Source organism: Marinomonas pontica (assembly GCF_026191375.1).
In the GTDB taxonomy this organism is placed as follows: domain Bacteria; phylum Pseudomonadota; class Gammaproteobacteria; order Pseudomonadales; family Marinomonadaceae; genus Marinomonas; species Marinomonas pontica.
This window is the reverse complement of record NZ_JAODTL010000022.1, coordinates 248,105-267,264: the sequence shown is the minus strand read 5'-3', so window position 1 is coordinate 267,264 and position 19,160 is coordinate 248,105. Positions and strand designations below refer to the sequence as shown.

10 protein-coding genes and 2 pseudogenes are annotated in these 19,160 nt (G+C 45.1%); 6 read left to right on the top strand and 6 right to left on the bottom strand.

The genetic code is table 11. The features are described 5' to 3' along the window. Positions 1–5 precede the first annotated feature (5 nt). Complete coding sequence (gene aceE / locus N5P32_RS04425) at positions 6–2,672, top strand: pyruvate dehydrogenase (acetyl-transferring), homodimeric type (RefSeq protein ID WP_265727948.1); 2,667 nt, start codon at positions 6–8, stop codon at positions 2,670–2,672. Between the two features lie 97 nt (positions 2,673–2,769). Then, on the top strand, positions 2,770–4,704 hold the full coding sequence (aceF, locus tag N5P32_RS04420; RefSeq protein WP_265727947.1) for a dihydrolipoyllysine-residue acetyltransferase: 1,935 nt from the start codon (positions 2,770–2,772) through the stop codon (positions 4,702–4,704). A 75-nt stretch (positions 4,705–4,779) separates the two neighbouring features. On the opposite strand, the gene N5P32_RS18335 is transcribed toward aceF, so the two are convergent. The 3 genes and pseudogenes from N5P32_RS18335 to rne form a co-directional block, all read right to left on the bottom strand. Continuing rightward, complete coding sequence (locus tag N5P32_RS18335) at positions 4,780–5,079, bottom strand: sodium-independent anion transporter (protein WP_265727997.1); 300 nt, start codon at positions 5,077–5,079, stop codon at positions 4,780–4,782. 279 nt (positions 5,080–5,358) lie between these two features. Then, positions 5,359–6,431 (bottom strand): annotated as a pseudogene (locus N5P32_RS18330) (SulP family inorganic anion transporter); the annotation flags it as partial. A 119-nt stretch (positions 6,432–6,550) separates the two neighbouring features. Further along, a pseudogene (gene rne, locus N5P32_RS18150) lies at positions 6,551–9,696 on the bottom strand (ribonuclease E). Positions 9,697–10,172: 476 nt separating this feature from the next. Between rne and rluC the strand changes: the two are divergent. The 3 genes from rluC to N5P32_RS04390 all read left to right on the top strand — a co-directional run bounded on the left by rluC (position 10,173) and on the right by N5P32_RS04390 (position 12,677). After that, positions 10,173–11,144 carry a 23S rRNA pseudouridine(955/2504/2580) synthase RluC gene (gene rluC, locus N5P32_RS04400; protein ID WP_265727946.1) on the top strand — a complete coding sequence of 324 codons (972 nt, stop codon included), beginning with the start codon at positions 10,173–10,175 and terminating at the stop codon, positions 11,142–11,144. Positions 11,145–11,406: 262 nt separating this feature from the next. Further along, positions 11,407–11,886, top strand: a complete 480-nt coding sequence (locus N5P32_RS04395; protein ID WP_265727945.1) for a hypothetical protein — start codon at positions 11,407–11,409, stop codon at positions 11,884–11,886. 41 nt (positions 11,887–11,927) lie between these two features. Further along, positions 11,928–12,677: a CLCA_X family protein gene (locus tag N5P32_RS04390; RefSeq protein WP_265727944.1), complete on the top strand. Its 750-nt coding sequence runs from the start codon at positions 11,928–11,930 to the stop codon at positions 12,675–12,677. Between the two features lie 213 nt (positions 12,678–12,890). Here the strand turns inward: N5P32_RS04390 and gcvP are convergent, their stop codons facing one another. From gcvP to glyA, 3 genes are all read right to left on the bottom strand, one after another. Beyond that, positions 12,891–15,755, bottom strand: coding sequence for an aminomethyl-transferring glycine dehydrogenase (gcvP, locus tag N5P32_RS04385; RefSeq protein ID WP_265727943.1), 2,865 nt, complete (start codon positions 15,753–15,755; stop codon positions 12,891–12,893). 74 nt (positions 15,756–15,829) lie between these two features. Then, positions 15,830–16,213, bottom strand: a complete 384-nt coding sequence (gcvH, locus tag N5P32_RS04380) for a glycine cleavage system protein GcvH (RefSeq protein ID WP_265727942.1) — start codon at positions 16,211–16,213, stop codon at positions 15,830–15,832. Positions 16,214–16,272: 59 nt separating this feature from the next. Next, positions 16,273–17,550 carry a serine hydroxymethyltransferase gene (gene glyA, locus N5P32_RS04375; protein WP_265727941.1) on the bottom strand — a complete coding sequence of 426 codons (1,278 nt, stop codon included), beginning with the start codon at positions 17,548–17,550 and terminating at the stop codon, positions 16,273–16,275. Positions 17,551–17,921: 371 nt separating this feature from the next. Here glyA and gcvT point away from each other — a divergent pair, with 371 nt between their 5' ends. Next, entirely contained in the window at positions 17,922–19,022 is a 1,101-nt protein-coding gene (gcvT, locus tag N5P32_RS04370) for a glycine cleavage system aminomethyltransferase GcvT (RefSeq protein WP_265727940.1), read from the top strand. The last annotated feature ends 138 nt before the right edge of the window (positions 19,023–19,160 follow it).

The following is a 19,160-nucleotide window of genomic DNA, read 5'->3' as shown; positions in this document are numbered from 1 at the left end:
ACACGATGACTGAGCAGCATATTCTCGAAGACATCGATCCAATTGAAACGAAAGAGTGGGTCGATGCGCTTGAGTCTGTCCTTCGCGAAGAAGGTCCTGATCGCGCGCAATACATTTTAAATCGTTTGACGAATGAAGCTTCAAAAGCGGGAACGTCATTGCCATCGTCTATCACGACGGCATACCGGAATACAATTGCTCCTGAAGATGAGAAGCCATTGCCGGGTGATGTTTTTATGGAACGTCGTATTCGTTCTATAATTCGTTGGAATGCATTAGCTATGGTAATGAAGGCAAACCGTGTTGACTCAACACTTGGTGGGCACATTACTAGCTTCTCTTCTGCGGCTACGCTTTATGATATCGGCTTTAACCACTTTTTCCGTGGTAATGACGGTAAACAACAAGCCGATATGGTCTTTTTCCAAGGTCATATCTCTCCTGGTATTTACGCACGTTCATACATTGAAGGGCGTTTGACTGATGAGCAGCTTGACAATTTCCGTCGTGAAGTTGACGGTAAAGGCATTTCTTCTTATCCGCACCCTTGGTTGATGCCGGATTACTGGCAGTTTCCTACTGTGTCTATGGGTCTTGGGCCATTACAGGCTATCTACCAAGCACACGTAATGAAGTACCAGCATAGTCGTGGTCTTATTGATCAAGGCGACCGTAAAGTATGGGCTTTCCTTGGTGATGGTGAATGTGATGAGCCAGAATCTTTGGGTGCAATCGCACTTGCGGGGCGTGAAAACCTAGACAACCTTATTTTCGTGATCAACTGTAACCTGCAGCGCCTTGACGGTCCTGTTCGTGGTAACAGCAAAATTGTTCAGGAGCTTGAAGGTGTATTCCGTGGCGCTGGCTGGAATGTCATTAAGTGTCTATGGGGTCGTCATTGGGATCCTCTTTTCGCAAAAGACCACAACGGTTTGCTTGTTAAACGTATGAATGAGGTTTGCGATGGTGAGCTTCAGAATTACAAGGCAAACGGTGGTGCTTACACTCGTGAACATTTCTTCGGCAAGTATCCAGAATTGCTAGAAATGGTTAAAGACATGACTGACGATGAGATTATGAATCTTAATCGTGGTGGGCATGATCCTTATAAAGTTTACGCAGCGTATTCCGAAGCGACTTCACACAAAGGTCAGCCGACCGTTATCTTGGCGCAAACCGTTAAAGGTTACGGCATGTTTAAAGCGGCTGAAGCGCAGAACACGGCGCACCAAACGAAGAAGCTTGATGAAGAATCGCTTGCACAGTTCCGTGACAAATTTGGCATTCCTATTAGCGATGAAGAGCTAAAAGACTTGCCTTATTACAAGCCTGCTGAAGACAGCCCTGAAATGCAATACATGCGTTCTCGTCGCAAAGAATTGCATGGTGCTTTCCCTATTCGTAACCATGATTGTGAAGCGCTTGAAGTGCCTTCTTTGGAAGCATTTAAAGCTCAAATCGCGGGAACAAATGGACGTGAAATTTCGACTACTATGGCGTTTGTGCGTGCACTAAACGTTATGGTTAAAGACAAGAAAATTGGCGAACGTGTGGTTCCAATTGTAGCGGACGAAGCTCGTACATTTGGTATGGAAGGCATGTTCCGTCAGCTGGGTATTTACTCTTCTGAAGGTCAGCGTTATACGCCTCACGACCATACTCAGATTATGTACTACAAAGAGTCTGCTGACGGTCAAATTTTGCAAGAAGGTATCAATGAGCCAGGTGCATTCTCAGCTTGGTTGGCATTGGCTACATCTTATGCAAACAGCGCTCTACCAATGATTCCTGTTTACATCTATTACTCCATGTTTGGTTTCCAACGTATTGGGGACTTGGCTTGGGCGGCAGGTGATTCACAGGCTCGTGGTTTCTTGATTGGTGCTACAGCAGGTCGTACGACGCTTAACGGTGAAGGTTTGCAACACGAAGATGGTCATTCTCACATTCAGGCGGGACTTATTCCTAACTGTGTGTCTTATGATCCAACTTATTCATACGAAGTTGCCGTCATCATGCAAGATGGCTTGCGTCGCATGTATAAAGAGAAAGAAAGTGTTTTCTATTACCTAACCGTAATGAACGAAAACTATACACACGAAGATATGCCAGAAGGTGTTGAAGACGGCATTATTAAGGGTATGTATAAGCTGAAATCTCACGCTAAGAAAACCAATAAAAAGCAAGTTCAACTGCTTGGTTCTGGTGTCATTCTTCGTGAAGTGGAAGCGGCTGCTGAAATGCTGTTTAACGACTATGGTGTTAACTCGGATGTTTGGAGTGTCACTTCTTTCAACGAATTGCGTCGTGAAGGTCTAGATGCAAGTCGTTGGAACATGCTACACCCTGAACAAGAAGCTCGCTTGTCTTATGTTGAGTCTTGCTTGAATGGAAATGGTCCAGTTATTGCGTCAACTGACCATATCAAGTTATTTGCAGATCAAATCCGACCGTTCGTGAATAGCACCTACAATGTGCTAGGTACTGATGGTTTTGGTCGCAGTGACACTCGCGCTCAATTGCGTCATTTCTTCGAGGTTAACCGTTACTGGATAGTGGTTTCTGCCTTGAGCGCACTGGCAAAAGACGGTGTGGTTGATGCATCTGTAGTTAGTGGGGCGATTGCTAAGTTTGGTTTAGATCCTGAAAAACCAAATCCGGTAACTTGCTAATTACCTGAGAAGCTAGGTATCTGACTTACGGAGTGAAAGCTCTTTAAGTCAGATAAGTTTTTAAGTTTGATGCGTCTATAAGACAAAGGAGATTTCTGTGAGTACTGAAATCATTCGAGTACCGGATATTGGTGGTGCGGCTGATGTCGAAATTATCGAGATCAGTGTAAAGGTTGGTGACATTATTGAAGTGGACCAATCTATTATTGTTTTAGAAACAGATAAAGCGTCCATGGATGTTCCATCCTCTATGGCAGGCAAAGTAACAAGCATTACTGTTAAAGAAGGCGATAAAGTTTCTGAAGGCGATGAACTTCTTGTTATTGAAGTTGAAAGTGCAGAAGTGTCTGCTCCGGCTTCTGAGCCTGCGAAAGCGGCTGAACCTGCATCAGCTAAAACAGAAAATTCATCTTCATCTGCTTCCGTTGCGGCGGAAGAGAAAGTGATTGTTCCAGACATTGGTGGCGCCGCTGACGTTGAAGTAATTGAAGTGTGCGTTTCCGAAGGTGACATGGTTGAAGAGGGTGACTCTTTAATCGTACTGGAAACAGATAAGGCGTCTATGGATATACCGTCTCCTTTCAGTGGTAAGATTGGAAAAATCTCGATCAAAGTAGGTGATACGGTATCCGAGGGTGCAGACATTCTTGTGATGGTGACCGAGGCAGCTGATTCTGCTGCGTCTTCTGAGACAGAAAAATCAGCATCTACTCCAGCAGCAGAGCAGACTCCAGCCGCAGTTGTTTCTGGTGGTGTTGAATCTGTTAATGTGCCGGATATTGGTGGTGCCGAAGGCGTTGAAGTGATTGAGGTCGCTGTGGCTGCTGGCGACACTGTAAAAGAAGGCGATTCCATTATCGTACTTGAAACTGACAAGGCTTCCATGGAGATTCCTGCACCGAAGTCAGGTACTGTGAAGTCTGTGTCTATCAGTGTTGGTGATAAGGTTTCCGAAGGGCACCTTATTCTTGAGCTTGAAGTTGAGGGTGGTTCAGCACCTGTTGCTGCTCCGGCTCCAGCGGAAGAAAAAGTGGCGTCGGCCAGTGCTCCAAAAGCGGCTCCAGCGAAAGCATCGGCGCCAGCGGCTGACCAATCTGCTGTTTTGACTGAGCCTTCAAAGAAAGTTCATGCAGGCCCTGCGGTTCGTATGCTTGCTCGTGAATTGGGTGTGGATTTGTCACTTGTTCGTCCTACTGGTCCACGTGGTCGTATTACGAAAGAAGACTTGCATGCCTACGTAAAAGCCGCTGTACAAAAAGCGACATCGGCTCCTGCGGCAGGCGTTGCTGTCGGTTCAGGCTTGCCAACGGTTCCAGATCAAGACTTTAGCAAGTTCGGCGATGTTGACGTTGTTAAGATGAGTAAAATTCAGCGTCTTACTGCTCAGAACATGGTGCGTAATGCGCTTGTTGTGCCTCAAGTTACTCAGTTCGATAAAGCGGATATTTCTGATCTTGAAGCATTCCGTAAGGGCTTGAAAGGCGAGATGGAAAAGCAAGGTGTTAAATTGACGCCACTTCCGTTCCTGATTAAAGCCGTTGCACAAGCTATGGTAGCGAATCCAAGCTTCAATGTGTCGCTAATGGCCGATGGCGAAAGCTACGTTCAGAAGCATTATGTTCACATTGGTATTGCTGTGGATTCTCCTGCTGGCTTGGTGGTTCCTGTTTTGCGTGATGCAGATAAAAAATCTGTTATCCAGATCGCAAAAGAAGCGGGTGAGTTGATCAAGAAAGCACTGGACAAGCAGCTTAAGCCGGCTGATATGCAAGGTGGTTGTTTCACTATCTCTAGCCTTGGTGCAATCGGCGGTACTGGATTCACTCCAATCGTTAACTGTCCTGAAGTTGGCATATTGGGTGTTTCTAAAGCGGATGTTGAACCGCGTTGGAACGGCAAAGAGTTTGAGCCTCGTACAATGTTACCATTGTGCTTGTCTTATGATCACAGAGCCGTTAATGGCGGTGATGCGGGTCGCTTTATGACCTATTTGAACGCTTTGTTAAGTGATGTTAGACGCTTATCACTTTGATAAACATGTAACAGCATAGTGTTAATAAAAAGCCGCTTTTAAAGCGGCTTTTTTTGGTCTATTGGAAATGGGTATTCATACGGTTGGCAAGTTTTTAACAGCAAGGGCCAAGGCAGATTTTCGAGAATCGCAGAACGCATCATGAGGCAATCGATTTGCAACACCTAATTTCTCAAGCCGCTCACTTGTTTGTCCGTTAGGGCTAAAGATATAAACGGCACAATCTGCTTCTATTGCGTCTTTTATTGCGTTTTCTAATGCAAGGCCAATGGTCAAGTCCATCATTGGAACGGCGCTCAAATCAAGCACTACAGCCTTGTAGTTGTGTATGCGGTTGTGATGTTTTGCAATGGCTTTGCTGGCGCCAAAAATCATAGGTCCTGATAAATAGAAAAGTAATACTTTTCCGTCCGCCTGATCCAACAGTGCTTTTTCTTCTTCGGATAGCGGAATATCGTCGTCGGCATCACTTATTGCTTTTACATTGCCTGATTGCAATCGGCTAAGTTTTTCAATTGTCATGATGTTGGCGATAAAAACGCCAATACCTACCGCGACCATTAAATCAACAAATACTGTTAAAGTCATAACGCCATACATAATGATTGTTGGCGAAAGGGCGACTTTATGAGCGCGCTTCAAAAAGCTCCAATCTAGAATATTAATTCCCACATACAATGCGATACCAGCAAGAACAGCCATAGGAATAGGGCTTATCAATTCTGATGCTCCAAGCACAACCAACAACAGAATGAATGCTCTTGTTATGCCGGCCAGTGGTGATTTTCCACCAGACTGTATATTGACGACGGTTCCCATTGTGGCTCCGGCACCGGGTAAGCCGCCAAGTAGGCCAGAAAAAAGTTAGCAAGACCTTGGCCAATTAACTCTCTGTTTGAATCGTGTTCTTTGCGGGTGAGGCTGTCAGCAATAACGGCAGTGAGTAATGTGTCAATACAACCTAATGTACCTAATACTAATCCATTAATAATCATTTCAATAAACGCGCTTTGATTGAAATGGGGCCAATGAATGGAAGGTAAGCCAGAGGGGATAACGCCAATGCGTCTCACATCTGAATCGTTAAATAAAATGACAGACAGTAATGTAATGGCAACTAAGGCAACAAGTTGAGGTGGCACAAAGCGGCGCCACTCTTTAGGCAGGTAAAAAAGTACCGCTAAGGTTAGTAGGCCTAAAAATAATTCAGAAAACTTAAGATCAAGAATGAGACTGGGTAAGGCTGTCAGTGTCCCCATCACGCCGCCAGAAGGAGAGGTGTGCCCCAGGAAAGGGGCAATTTGCAAGATAATAAGGATGATACCAATGCCGGACATAAAGCCTGAAATGACACTGTATGGCATAAGCGTGATGTATTTTCCTAGCTTTAAATAACCCAATGTAATTTGAAATAAGCCAGCAATCATTACCACGGTAAACGCCATGGCTACGCCACCTTCAGGGTTGCTTGCCATCATGCTGGTGAGAACGGCTGTCATGATTACTGTCATCGGGCCAGTTGGTTCAGAGATAAGGCTGGTTGAACCGCCAAAAATTGCGGCGAATAAGCCAACTAAAATGGCTCCCCAGAGTCCCGCTTCAGCGCCCGCGCCAGATGCAACACCAAAAGCCAACGCTAAAGGCAACGAGACGATCGCCGTCGTCGCTCCACCAAATAAATCGCCGATAAGAGTCCAATCTTTAAAGCGCGTAAAATCAATGATCATGATTTGTTTCCTGTCCGTTATTTTACTTAGAGCAATAATTCTAAGTTATTCATAGTGCTTTGCTTGCAAAAGAGCCCGCATAGTGCGGGCTCTTTGTATGTCAATGAGGCTAGTGGCGCTTATTCCACGTTGGCTTCTGTTGACTCAGTACTGTGCTCTTCTGTGCGAGCAAGTCTTGGGTCATTTTTTACACGACCTGAAGAGGAGCGGCGACGAGATGTTGCTGCGTTGCGCTTTTCTTCTTGCTCAAGGCGAAGCTTTTCTTGCTGTGCCAAAATAGCGGCCGGTAGCTCAACAGGTGCTTTTGCCTCTGTTGCTGGTTTGGCAGCTGGTTTGCCGCGTCCACGTCGTGGAGTACGACCAGAGCGTGGAGTGGTTTCCTCAGGAATGGCGTCTGCCTTTTCTGTGGTTGGCGCACTTTGGGTTTCTACATCAGCATCAATATCAGTACTGTTGTCAGAGGCCGATTCAGTTTCCTTTGCTTCTTGTGACTTTTGCTCAACTGCGACCGGCTCGGTCGCTTTAGGAGGCTCAATAGTAGCTTCATCGACTTCTGCTATTACTTCAACCACAGCGTCTGCTTTTGTGTCCGCTTGACTTGTGTTTTGCTCCACTTCAGCTTTAGGTGCTTCTGTTGCGTTCGTTGCATCATCGGAGCTTGGGCTTTCCTGCTCAATTTTGCGCATTTGAGCCTTTACTGACATTTTAGGTTTCGCTGGTTTTGTGTCAGTGGTCTCTTCTTTTGGTGTCTTTTCCGTTGTCTCTTCTGATGAAGTCGTTAGTTTTTCAGCTTCAACAGCTTCAACAGCTTCAACAGCTTCAACAGCTTCAACAGCTTCGGCCGTTTCTATGGTCGCCGTAGTTTCTTTCTCTTCAGTGGTTTTATCAGCGTTTGGCTTATCAATTTCTGTCTGAGCTTGAACTACAGGTTCTTTCGTTTTTGCTTCGACATTATTGGCGGCTTCTTGCTGTGCCTCAGGGTTGTCAGATTCAGTACTATGTTGCGTGCCATTTTCATCTTTTTGAGGACGACGTGAGCGACGTGAGCGACGTGAACGGCGCTGTGGCTCATCATTACTGTTGTCGTTTTTCTCAGTAAGAGCTTGTTGAGCCGCTTCTACTTGAGCTGCATCTTCTTGCTCTTGTAATTTGGTTGCTTCTAGCGCTTCGTCCTTTAGTTTGCCGTTGCGACGACGATTGTCATTTCGCTCTCGCTTACGTTCTTTTACTTCAGGCACTTCTTTTTGCGGTTGGCGAGGAGTGGCTTTTACAGCCGCTTCTTGCTTTTCGCCTCTATTATCTTGGTTGTCTTGCTTGTTGTTGCGATTACGACGATTGTTATTTGGCTTAGAGCCAGCTTCCGCTTGTTCGCGTCGTGATTGACGAGTTGAGCGGTTCTTTTCGTTGCTGTTGCTGTCGTCGCGATCGGCATTTTGGTGCTCTCACATTGCGCTTATTTCTATTGGTGCGATTATTCGGTTTATTGGAAGAGTCACGGTCCGATTTTGTAGGCGTGCTAGGACTTGGTTTGCTCGCAGCTTTTGGTTTTGCTTGGTTTTGGGTTTCACCAAACAAAGCGGTGATAATGCGCTTGAATAAACTTGGTTTTTCCTGCGCTTTTTTCTCTGTCTTCGCGGCCGGAGCAGAATGCTCTGGAGCGGGCGCTTTTGGAGCGATACTGGTCACAGCAGCTTGAGCGCGAACATTTTCACTTGCTTTGCGTGGTTCGTAAGGAGGTTGCTCAGGTGTTTCTACTAACGTGTAGCTGTTTTCATTTTGAGTAACAACAGTGCTGTCATCACGAATACGTTCTACTTCAAAGTGTGGTGTTTCCATGTGCGGATTTGGCACAAGGATGATATGAACGTTATTTCGTTTCTCAATTTTAGCAATATTGGTGCGTTTCTCGTTTAGCAAGAAGGTCGCAACCGATACAGGTAAAACAGCACGGATTCTGAGCGGTACGTTCTTTAGAGCACTCTTCTTCAATAAGACGCAATACAGAAAGCGCTAGAGACTCCACGTCACGGATGAATCCTTGGCCATTACAGCGAGGGCAAACGATACCGCTGGTTTCGCCAAGAGAAGGGCGCAAACGCTGACGTGACATTTCTAATAAACCGAAACGAGATATGCGGCCTAATTGAACACGAGCACGATCCGCTTCTAAGGCGTTTTTCATGCGGTTTTCAACTTCTTTCTGGTTGCGCACTGGCGTCATATCGATGAAGTCGATTACGACCAAACCACCAATATCGCGTAGGCGTAATTGACGGGCAATTTCATCTGCTGCTTCTAAGTTGGTTTGCAATGCGGTTTCTTCAATATCACCGCCTTTCGTCGCGCGGGCAGAGTTGATATCGATAGACACTAAGGCTTCTGTCGGGTCGATAACGATAGAGCCACCAGAAGGTAGGCGAACTTCACGCTGAAAAGCTGTTTCTATCTGAGTTTCGATCTGGAAACGGTTAAACAGAGGTGTAGAATCCGTATACATTTTGATGCGTGACTTAAAGTGCGGCATCACTTGCATAACAAAGTTAATGGCGTCTTGGTAAGCGCTTTTCTCGTCAATCAACACTTCGCCAATGTCTTCACGAAGATAATCGCGAATCGCACGAATGACGATGTTGCTTTCTTGGTAAATTAAGAAAGGAGCGGGCTTCTCAGAAGCGGCTTTGGTGATTGAAGACCACAAAGTATCAAGGTAGTCCAAATCCCACTGCAGCTCTTCAGTTGAACGGCCAACACCCGCGGTACGAACAATAAGCCCGCCGTTTTCTGGAGTGTTTAAGCCTGACATAGCTTCTTTTAAGTGTGATCTGTCATCGCCGTCGATACGACGAGAAATGCCACCAGCACGTGGGTTGTTTGGCATTAAAACCAAATAACGACCGGCCAAGCTAACAAATGTGGTTAGCGCTGCGCCTTTGTTTCCGCGCTCTTCTTTGTCCACTTGAACAATCACTTCCTGACCTTCACTTAACACATCTTTGATGTTAATTCGGCCTTCGTGATTGGATTTTTTGGAAAAATAGGTTTTGGAAATTTCTTTTAGTGGTAGGAAACCGTGACGATCTGCGCCGAAATCAACAAACGCAGCTTCTAAACTCGGCTCAATGCGAGTGATGCGTCCTTTGTATATGTTTGATTTCTTCTGTTCGCGTGAACCGGACTCGATGTCAAGATCGTACAGACGCTGTCCGTCTACTAGGGCAACGCGCAACTCTTCTTGTTGAGTTGCATTGATAAGCATTCTAATCATTATATGTGTGAACTCTGTTAGCGCTGAAACGAAAGAGACACAACAGTGATAGGGTAACCATTAATAAATCTGACTCAGAATTAGAGCAAGTCATTCAGTCTTTTCTGGCGAGAAGAGTACGCGATTCGTTTACTAGTACTTAAACGTTTTTGTGCGGTCGCTGCCGTGATTAATACCAAATAGTCTCTTTAACCGGTCTCGTTTTTTTGCCTTTTATACGAAACAACGCGAACGCGCGGTCGAGCAATTTAATGAGAGTTCCTTCCACTGAAGCGGATTTTTCCGAATCATGCGGTTTATTATTTAAGATTAACTGTTACAGAGGTAAGATAGGGGGCCAAAGTGTCGCTTCGGCAATTGTCATTCAATTCTTGCATCTTATCTTCGAGGTGTTTTGTTGCCTCTTACCCTTTGCGAATGTGAATATAACAGTAAAAACTAAGTGCTTCAATTATAAAGGAAACCAATCTTAGCTTATGTCGGACTCAGAACTAAATTCAGCAGAGCGTCCAGCGGTTCGTTACGTCACTATTGACGAGAATAATACGGGTCAGCGAATTGATAATTTTTTGGTCACCTTTCTTAAAGGGGTTCCGAAAGGCAAGATTTACAACTTATTAAGAAAAGGGGAGATTCGTGTTAACAAGAAGCGAACCAAACCGGATTATCGTCTTCAAAATGAAGATGTTGTGCGTATTGCGCCTATTGTAATTGCGCCAGAATCGGATAAACCCGTGTTGTCAGATAGACTTAAGAGCGAGATAGAATCACGCATCGTCTATGAGGATAAAGGGTTAATCGTGGTTAATAAGCCTTCTGGGTTAGCGGTTCATGGCGGCAGCGGTCTAAGTTTTGGTTTGGTGGAAGTCATTCGCCAAATGCGACCGTTAGAGAAGTTCATTGAGCTTGTTCATCGATTGGATCGTGATACTTCTGGTCTGATTATGATAGCCAAGAAGCGTGCGGTTCTAAAAGAGTTGCATACCGCATTGCGTGAAAAAGAGGGTGTGCAAAAAACGTATCTTGCTTTGGTTTACGGCAGTTGGCCAAAGCGAAAGTTGCAGGTTAATGCTCCTTTGCTAAAAAACGAACTGCAATCCGGTGAGCGTATTGTCAGGGTTCACACGGATGGAAAGGAAAGTTTGACTCGGTTTAAGTTGGTGCGACAGTTTGAAGGCTATAGTTTGGTCGAATGTGAGCCGGTAACCGGTCGAACACATCAGATCCGTGTTCATACTCTGCATGCTGGCTATCCAATTGTAGGTGATGAGAAGTATTCGCCTGCAGAGTCATTAAAAGAGACCAAAGCGCTTGGCTTTAAACGTTTGTGTCTGCACGCAACCCGTCTTGATATCATGTTGAATGGTGAGCGAATGTTGTTCGAAGCGCCGTTAGATAAAGAGTGGCAATCCTTAATGAATGAGAAATTAACAGGCATTTTGGCTTGATTTATCATTAACCAATATCTGATGTTAAAGGCCTGCAAGTGCAGGTCTTTTTTTGCGGTTAATACCGTGGTTCGAATTCAAACTCTATAAGCTGAATTTCTACTGTGCTGTTATGTCTTGTCAGAGTAAGTGTTCTGAGCGCTTAGGAATGTAAAGATGTGATTAAAATGTGCAACGGCTCTTAGGGTGTTGTTCTTGTTTTTTCATCTTAATAATATGCAGTGATGGCTTTGTTGCATCGACATTGATTAAGAAGATAAGTATGAAGAAAGTTTTCTTTAAGAAGTTGCAGTCTCTTACCGCGATTCTTGTGCTAAATACTGTGCCTGTAGGTTTTACACAGGCCGGCGGAGTTAACTATGAAGCCGAAGTTCTTCAGGCTAGGGTGTTGTCTGACGATAGGAAAAGTACGCTTAAGAGCGCAGGCTCGCAAACAGACACACTAAAGCAGTTGTATTTTGATAATTCACTGACTTACATCCAAAAACATATCGAGCAGGCGTCCAGTTATCAGCATCAAGTTGCTTTGGCGTTGGTGGAGGAGGCGTACCAAGACGATTATGATGCGCTTTTAGATCAATATGAGCTCGAAATAGAAAGTGCCGTTGCTAATAGTGATCCAAAAAGTATCAAAATTGCCAAGCATGGAATAATAAGCCAGTTGCAAGATTTAAAGAGGATGCGACGAGCGAAAATAGCCGAGTTCAATCGAAAGTTTGGCGTAACATTTGACGCAATATAGAGATTACTACTGTTTAGAATCGAGTCCATTAGAGAGTTAGCATGTCTTTTAATCAAACCCCTATTAATTTTGTCATGATACGACGGCAATTTGATTTTCGTGGTATTGAAATGGGGCGATGGGTGACGACAGAGGAAAGAGATCGAGCGGCGGTGAATTTCTATCGTGCGTTAGAGGATCTCATGTCTGTGCTGCAAGGGCCTGAAGTATTAATTTCTTTGCGAGGTACTCTTGGGCTTCAATATGGAAAAGGCGGAAGACCCGGTGTTGCGGCTCATTACGTTCCGGCAACGAGACAATTGTCCTTAGCAAAAAATGCGGGAGCAGGCAGTCTTGCCCATGAGTGGTTTCACGCCTTCGACCATTATATGGGAGAAAAAATGTTCCTACATGTATCAACTGTTCATTTCGCTTCTGTATGTTGGTTAAAGAGCGCTCAATTACAATTGTCTCGTAACAAACAACCTCATCCACTTAGTTTATTATTAGCCGAATGCTTCAAAGCCATTATGCTCAACGAGCAAGGAGATGAGCCAAGTGATATGTTTCAAATATCCCGCCTTACCGATCAAAAGCTAAAAGTCATCTACTACGCTAAGCCAGAAGAAATGGCAGCGCGCGCCTTTGAGGCCTTCGTAGAGGACGCAAAACCGACCAGTTCCTTTTTAGTTAAAGGTACGCGTTATTCAGAAGAGGCAAAGGTTGGTCTTTACCCTCAAGGAGAACAGCGACTTCGTATTAATCAAGCCTTTCACAATTATTTCAGCTTGCTTGGAAGGGCGTTAAGTTAAGCCTTGTGTTTTCGCGGCCTTTATTTGAGATATCTTAAGTAAGCTGAGAATGGCAGTGTTTTTGATTTTAATCATAAATATTGAAAACAATGTTATGGAATTTATTATTGGCGCATCGTCCTCCTTAACTCTTTATCGCCGCCCAAGAAAAAGGGCGAATCATTTCTGATTCACCCTTGTCGTTCCTGATACTTTTAACAAATACTGAGGATGTTAGTCTTCGTAGCTGTCTATTGGTGGGCATTCGCAGAATAGGTTGCGGTCACCGTAGACGTTGTCGATACGGCCAACAGGAGGCCAGTATTTGCGGGCCTTGATCCAGTTTAAAGGATAAGCGCCTTCTTTACGTGAATAGGTGTGATTCCATTCGCTGTCTAAAAGACTGTCTGCTGTGTGTGGGGCATTCACAAGCGGGTTGTCTTCTAAAGGCCATTCACCAGCTTGCACCTTGCTGATTTCTTTGCGGATCTGAATCATGGAGTCGCAGAAACGGTCTAGTTCTTCAAGATTTTCAGACTCTGTTGGTTCGATCATCAAGGTACCGGCAACAGGGAAAGACATGGTTGGGGCATGGAAACCAAAGTCCATCAATCGCTTGGCAATGTCTTCTTCACTGATGCCTGACTCTGCTTTTAGTGGGCGAATATCAATAATGCATTCGTGTGCCACGGTGCCATTTTTACCAGTGTAAAGCACTGGGTAATGTTCGCCTAAACGTTTAGCGATGTAGTTGGCATTCAGAATGGCGTTAAAGGTCGCATCGCGTAAGCCTTTGTCCCCCATCATTTTGATGTACATCCAAGTAATAACAAGGATGCTTGCACTTCCGTATGGGGCAGCAGATACGGCGCCGTGTTGGTCAGCCATCCCCATTACTGGTGTTACTGCATGTCCCGGCAAGAAAGGCGCAAGGTGAGATTTGACACCAATAGGGCCCATGCCAGGGCCACCGCCACCGTGTGGAATGCAGAATGTTTTGTGTAGGTTAAGGTGAGAAACGTCACCACCAAATGTACCTGGAGGTGCAACGCCAACCAATGCGTTTAAGTTAGCGCCATCAATGTACACTTGACCACCAAATTTGTGAACAATGTCGCAAACTTCGCGAATGTGTTCTTCAAATACGCCGTGAGTAGACGGGTATGTTGCCATGATGCAGCTAAGTTGCGCAGCGTGCTTCTCTGCTTTTTCAGCAAGATCCACCAGATCAATGTTGCCGTTATCGTCACATTTGACAATCACTACTTTCATACCAGCTAGAGCGGCAGAAGCTGGGTTTGTTCCGTGAGCAGAGCTTGGAATCAAACAAACATCGCGGTCGTGATCGCCTCGAGACTTATGATATTTATCGATGGCAATAAGGCCAGCGTATTCACCTTGTGCTCCAGAGTTTGGTTGCAATGAAACCGTGTCATAGCCAGTCGCTTTGGACAGCATATCAATCAGTTCTTGTAGCAATGCTTCGTAGCCTGATACTTGATTGCTCGGTGCGAACGGGTGAATACGACCAAACTCAGCCCAAGTAACTGGAATCATTTCTGATGCTGCGTTTAGTTTCATGGTGCAAGAACCAAGAGGAATCATACTTTGATTTAGAGCGATGTCTTTCACTTCCAATTGATGCATGTAGCGCATCAGTTCGGTTTCGCTGTGGTGACTATTAAATACTGGGTGAGTCAGAATGGCATCTTGACGCAATAATGCAGCATCAAAACCATAAGCGCTTTCCGTGTTTTGGATGTCTTCTAACGATAGTTTTGCACCAAAACATTCCGCTAAATCGATAAGATCAGTTGGTGTAATGGTTTCATTAAGTGCGATAGACACTTGGCTGTCAGACGCTTTATAGAAGTTCATTAACTTCGCGGCGCCCTTCGCCATGATGATGTCGGTTTGCTCACCAGTATTAACGATAACGGTATCAAAGTAGCTTGCGTTCGTTGTGAAGCCTTGTTTTTGAATGGCGTTAGCAAAACAATGTGTTAATGCGGCAACGCGAGTGGCGATTTTCTTCAGCCCATCTGGACCATGGTAAACGGCATAGAAGCCAGCCATCATGGCAAGTAATGCTTGAGCGGTACAAATGTTTGATGTCGCTTTTTCGCGACGAATGTGCTGTTCACGAGTTTGCATCGCCATACGAAGTGCTGGTTTGCCATGGCTGTCCTTTGATACGCCGATAACGCGGCCAGGCATAGAACGCTTGAATGCGTCTTTGGTGGCTAGGAAGGCTGCGTGAGGTCCGCCGAAGCCCATCGGTACGCCGAAACGCTGAGCGGAACCGAAAACGATATCGGCCCCCATGTCGCCTGGTGATTTCAAAAGCACAAGAGACAATAGATCAACAGCAATACTAACAAGCGCACCTTGTTCGTGAGCTTGCGCAATGATAGGTGACAAATCAGATACTGTGCCGTCAATGCCTGGGTATTGGAATATGGCGCCAAACACATCATGTTGTGCGAAGTTAGCGATGTCATCAATGATGACTTCAATTTCTAGTAACTCGGCACGTGTTTTAACTACGTCAATGGTTTGTGGCAAGCAGTGGCTTGCAACAAAGAGTTTGTCGCTCTTCTTACGGTTAGAGCGCTTCATCAGCGTCATTGCTTCGGCTGCTGCTGTGGCTTCGTCCAATAAAGAGGCGTTGGATATTTCCATGCCAGTCAGGTCGATAATGACTTGTTGGAAGTTTAATAGAGCTTCCAAGCGACCTTGAGAAATTTCGGGTTGGTAAGGTGTGTACGCTGTGTACCAGCCTGGGTTTTCTAATAGATTACGCAGAATAGGTGATGGCACGTGTGTGTCATGGTAGCCCATGCCGATAAAAGAACGCGCCACTTTGTTTTGATTGGCGATGGCTTTTAGCTGCACAAGTGCTTCGCTTTCGCTAACAGGGTTGGCTGAAAGGTCTAGATTTGCTTGACGAATGGCTTCAGGGACTGTTTTTTCGATCAGTTCTGGAAGGCTGTTTATGCCGATTGTTGCTAGCATTTTGGCTTGCTCTGATTCATCAGGGCCAATATGGCGAGCAATAAATTCATCGTTGTTTAACAAATCGCGAATGCACGAGGTCATGGTTTAATCACCTATTAAGATTGGAACGGGGAGAGTAGGCTCTCGGTACTAGTTTAGGAGAGCCTATAGTGAGACTATTCGATAGTGGCTGAATAGCCTGCAGCATCAAGTAGTTTATCAAGATCGGCGGCGTCGCTAAGCTTGATTTTTGCAATCCATGCACCTTCAAAAGGCACTTCGTTGATTAATTCTGGGGCATCATTAAGAGCGTCATTAACGGCAATAACTTCACCATTAACAGGGGCATAAATGTCGGATGCCGCTTTTACAGATTCTACAAGAGAAAACTGTTCTGTCGCGGTAACTTCTGCACCTACTTCTGGAAGTTCAACGTAAACAACATCGCCTAGTAGATCTTGCGCATGATCGGTAATGCCAACAGTAACGGTGCCGTCGCCGTTGTCTAAAACCCACTCATGAGAGTCTGCGTATTTTAGGTTTTCTGGAATAGTGCTCATAGTATTTATGCCTCTTTAAAAAAATACCCAAGGAGTTTAGCGCCTTGGGTATGTGATTTTTAGCGGTAAAGTGGGAAGCGTTTGCAAAGCTCTTTTACTTCAGCAAGCACGCGTGCTTCTACTTCTGGATTGCCTTCAGGCATCTCAACTAAACCGTCAAGTACGTCACTGATTAGGTGGCCAACTTTTTCAAATTCTTCAACGCCAAAGCCGCGAGATGTGGCCGCTGGTGTACCGATACGGATACCAGAAGTGATCATTGGCTTTTCAGTATCGAAAGGAATGCCGTTTTTGTTACAGGTGATGCCAGCGCGCTCTAGCGCTTTATCAACCACGTTACCTTTTAAGCCTTTAGGGCGAAGATCAACCAGCATTAGGTGGTTGTCCGTTCCGCCGGTGACGATATCGCAACCACGTTCGATCATGACAGCAGCCAATGCTTTCGCGTTCGCAACCACTTGGTCGATGTACACTTTGAACTCAGGTTTCAGTGCTTCGCCAAATGCGACTGCTTTACCAGCAATAACGTGCATTAGTGGGCCGCCTTGGTAGCCAGGGAAAACAGCTGAATTGATTTTTTTACCAAGATCTAGATCGTTGGAAAGAATCATGCCGCCACGAGGGCCGCGTAGTGTTTTGTGGGTCGTGGTTGTTACAACGTGCGCATGTGGAAGTGGAGATGGGTGAGCGCCAGTCGCAACAAGACCTGCAATGTGTGCCATGTCAACGAATAGGTAAGCGCCAACCTTGTCAGCAATTTCACGGAAACGCTTGAAATCAATAACACGTGGAATAGCGGAGCCACCCGCGATGATCATTTTTGGCTTGCACTCTAGCGCTTGGGCTTCGATTGCATCGTAATCGATCAATAGTGTTTCTGGGTTTACTTGGTATTGAACCGCGTTAAACCATTTGCCAGATTGAGCTGGTGGCGCGCCGTGAGTCAAGTGACCGCCAGCATCCAAAGACATGCCTAAAATTGTGTCGCCTGGTTGTAGTAGGGCAAGCATCACTGCGCCATTTGCTTGGGCGCCAGAGTGAGGCTGTACGTTTGCGAATTCACAGTTGAACAATTGCTTCGCGCGATCGATAGCAAGTTGCTCGGTAACATCTACCGCTTCACAGCCACCGTAGTAACGACGATTCGGGTAACCTTCTGCATATTTGTTTGTTAGAACAGAACCTTGTGCTTCTAAAACGGCTTTTGAAGTGATGTTCTCTGAAGCAATCAATTCAATACCTGTTTCTTGGCGTTCTTGCTCTTCAACAATCGTTGCAAAAAGTTCTGGATCTCGCTCAGCTAAAGTTTGGCTGAAAAAGGCTTCGGTATTCGCCATGGGGAAATTCCTCTTAAATAAACATGTATGCCCAAAAGACAATGAGTCGTGCGTATAATAACACTAAGGCAGTCTAAGATGATGAAAAAAGATCATCTTTCTAAGAACGTCAGTCATTGTTCGGTTTACGTCATTTTTGCTTATCATAATCAAAAAGTTTCCAATTGGAAACAGTCATTCGATCAGAATTATTAAGTTTATATGTTTATAATCCTGACCGTTTGTTTAATTTTTTAGGTTGTATATATTGCGTTTGCTCTGATTTTGTTTTGAATTATTGTGGTTAAACGCTTGTCAAATCCTGCACCTTTTCGATACTCTGTTTCCAATCGGAAACAAACACATTCATTACTTTATTTAAGGTTCTCGTTATGAAACGTACTGCTTTGTATGATCAACATATTGCTTCTAGTGCCAGAATGGTTGAGTTCGCAGGTTATGAAATGCCAGTTCAGTACCCTTTAGGGGTGATGAAAGAGCATTTGTGGGCTCGTGAAAATGCGGGTCTGTTTGATGTGTCGCATATGGGGCAAGTGTTGTTAAGAGGGGAAGGCGTTAAAGAGGCGTTAGAAGCTATATTGCCTGTTGATGTGTTGGGTTTAGCCAAAGGAATGCAAAGATACGGCATGTTTACTACGGACAAAGGCGGCATTACGGACGATCTTATGTTTGCCAATTGGGGCGATGAAGTTTTTATGGTTGTTAATGCTGGTTGTAAAGAGCAAGACTTTGCCTACTTGGAGGCCTCTTTGGTGGGGTGTGAAGTTGAAGTAATTGAAGATCGTGCATTGTTAGCAATTCAAGGGCCTAAGGCTCGTGAAGTATTTTCCCGTATGGTGCCTGATGCGGCCACAATGACGTTTATGCAAAGTAGCAAGTTTGAATGGCAAGGTGTTGATTTGTGGGTAAGCTGTTCTGGTTACACTGGCGAAGATGGTTATGAGGTTTCTGTACCAAATGATCATGCTGAGGCATTTGCTAATGCGTTTTTGGCTTATGATGAAGTTGAATGGATTGGTCTTGGGGCGCGTGACTCATTGCGCCTTGAAGCAGGCTTGTGCTTGTATGGCCATGATATTGATACGACGACGACCCCAGTAGAGGCGTCTCTTAATTGGGCAATACAAAAAGTTCGTCGCTCAGGGGGTGATCGAGCTGGTGGCTTCCCGGGTGCCGATATTATATTGCCAGAATTTACGAATAAACCGGCCAAAAAACGGGTTGGTTTCTTGGTAGATGGGCGCGCTCCAGTTCGTGAGGGCGTTGAGGTCGTTGATGCTTCTGGTGAAGTGAAAGGTTCAGTAACCAGTGGTGGCTTTTCACCAAGTCTGGCCCAACCTATTGTTATGGCATATGTATCTACTGAAGCGTTGGATGCTGAAAGTGCTTTGTTTGCAAGCGTGAGAGGGAAGTCTATTCCGCTGAAGCAAGTTGCGATGCCTTTTGTGCCTTCACGATACTATCGTGGTTAAACGTTACTATCGCGGTTAAATAATACTGCTAACACAAATTTGCGGTTTTAATGGTTATTCAGGCGGTGTTTGTGGCTTGACGTATAAATGTGCGTTACGTGAGATTCTTTTCTTTGCGTAGCGCATTTTTGTTTCTTG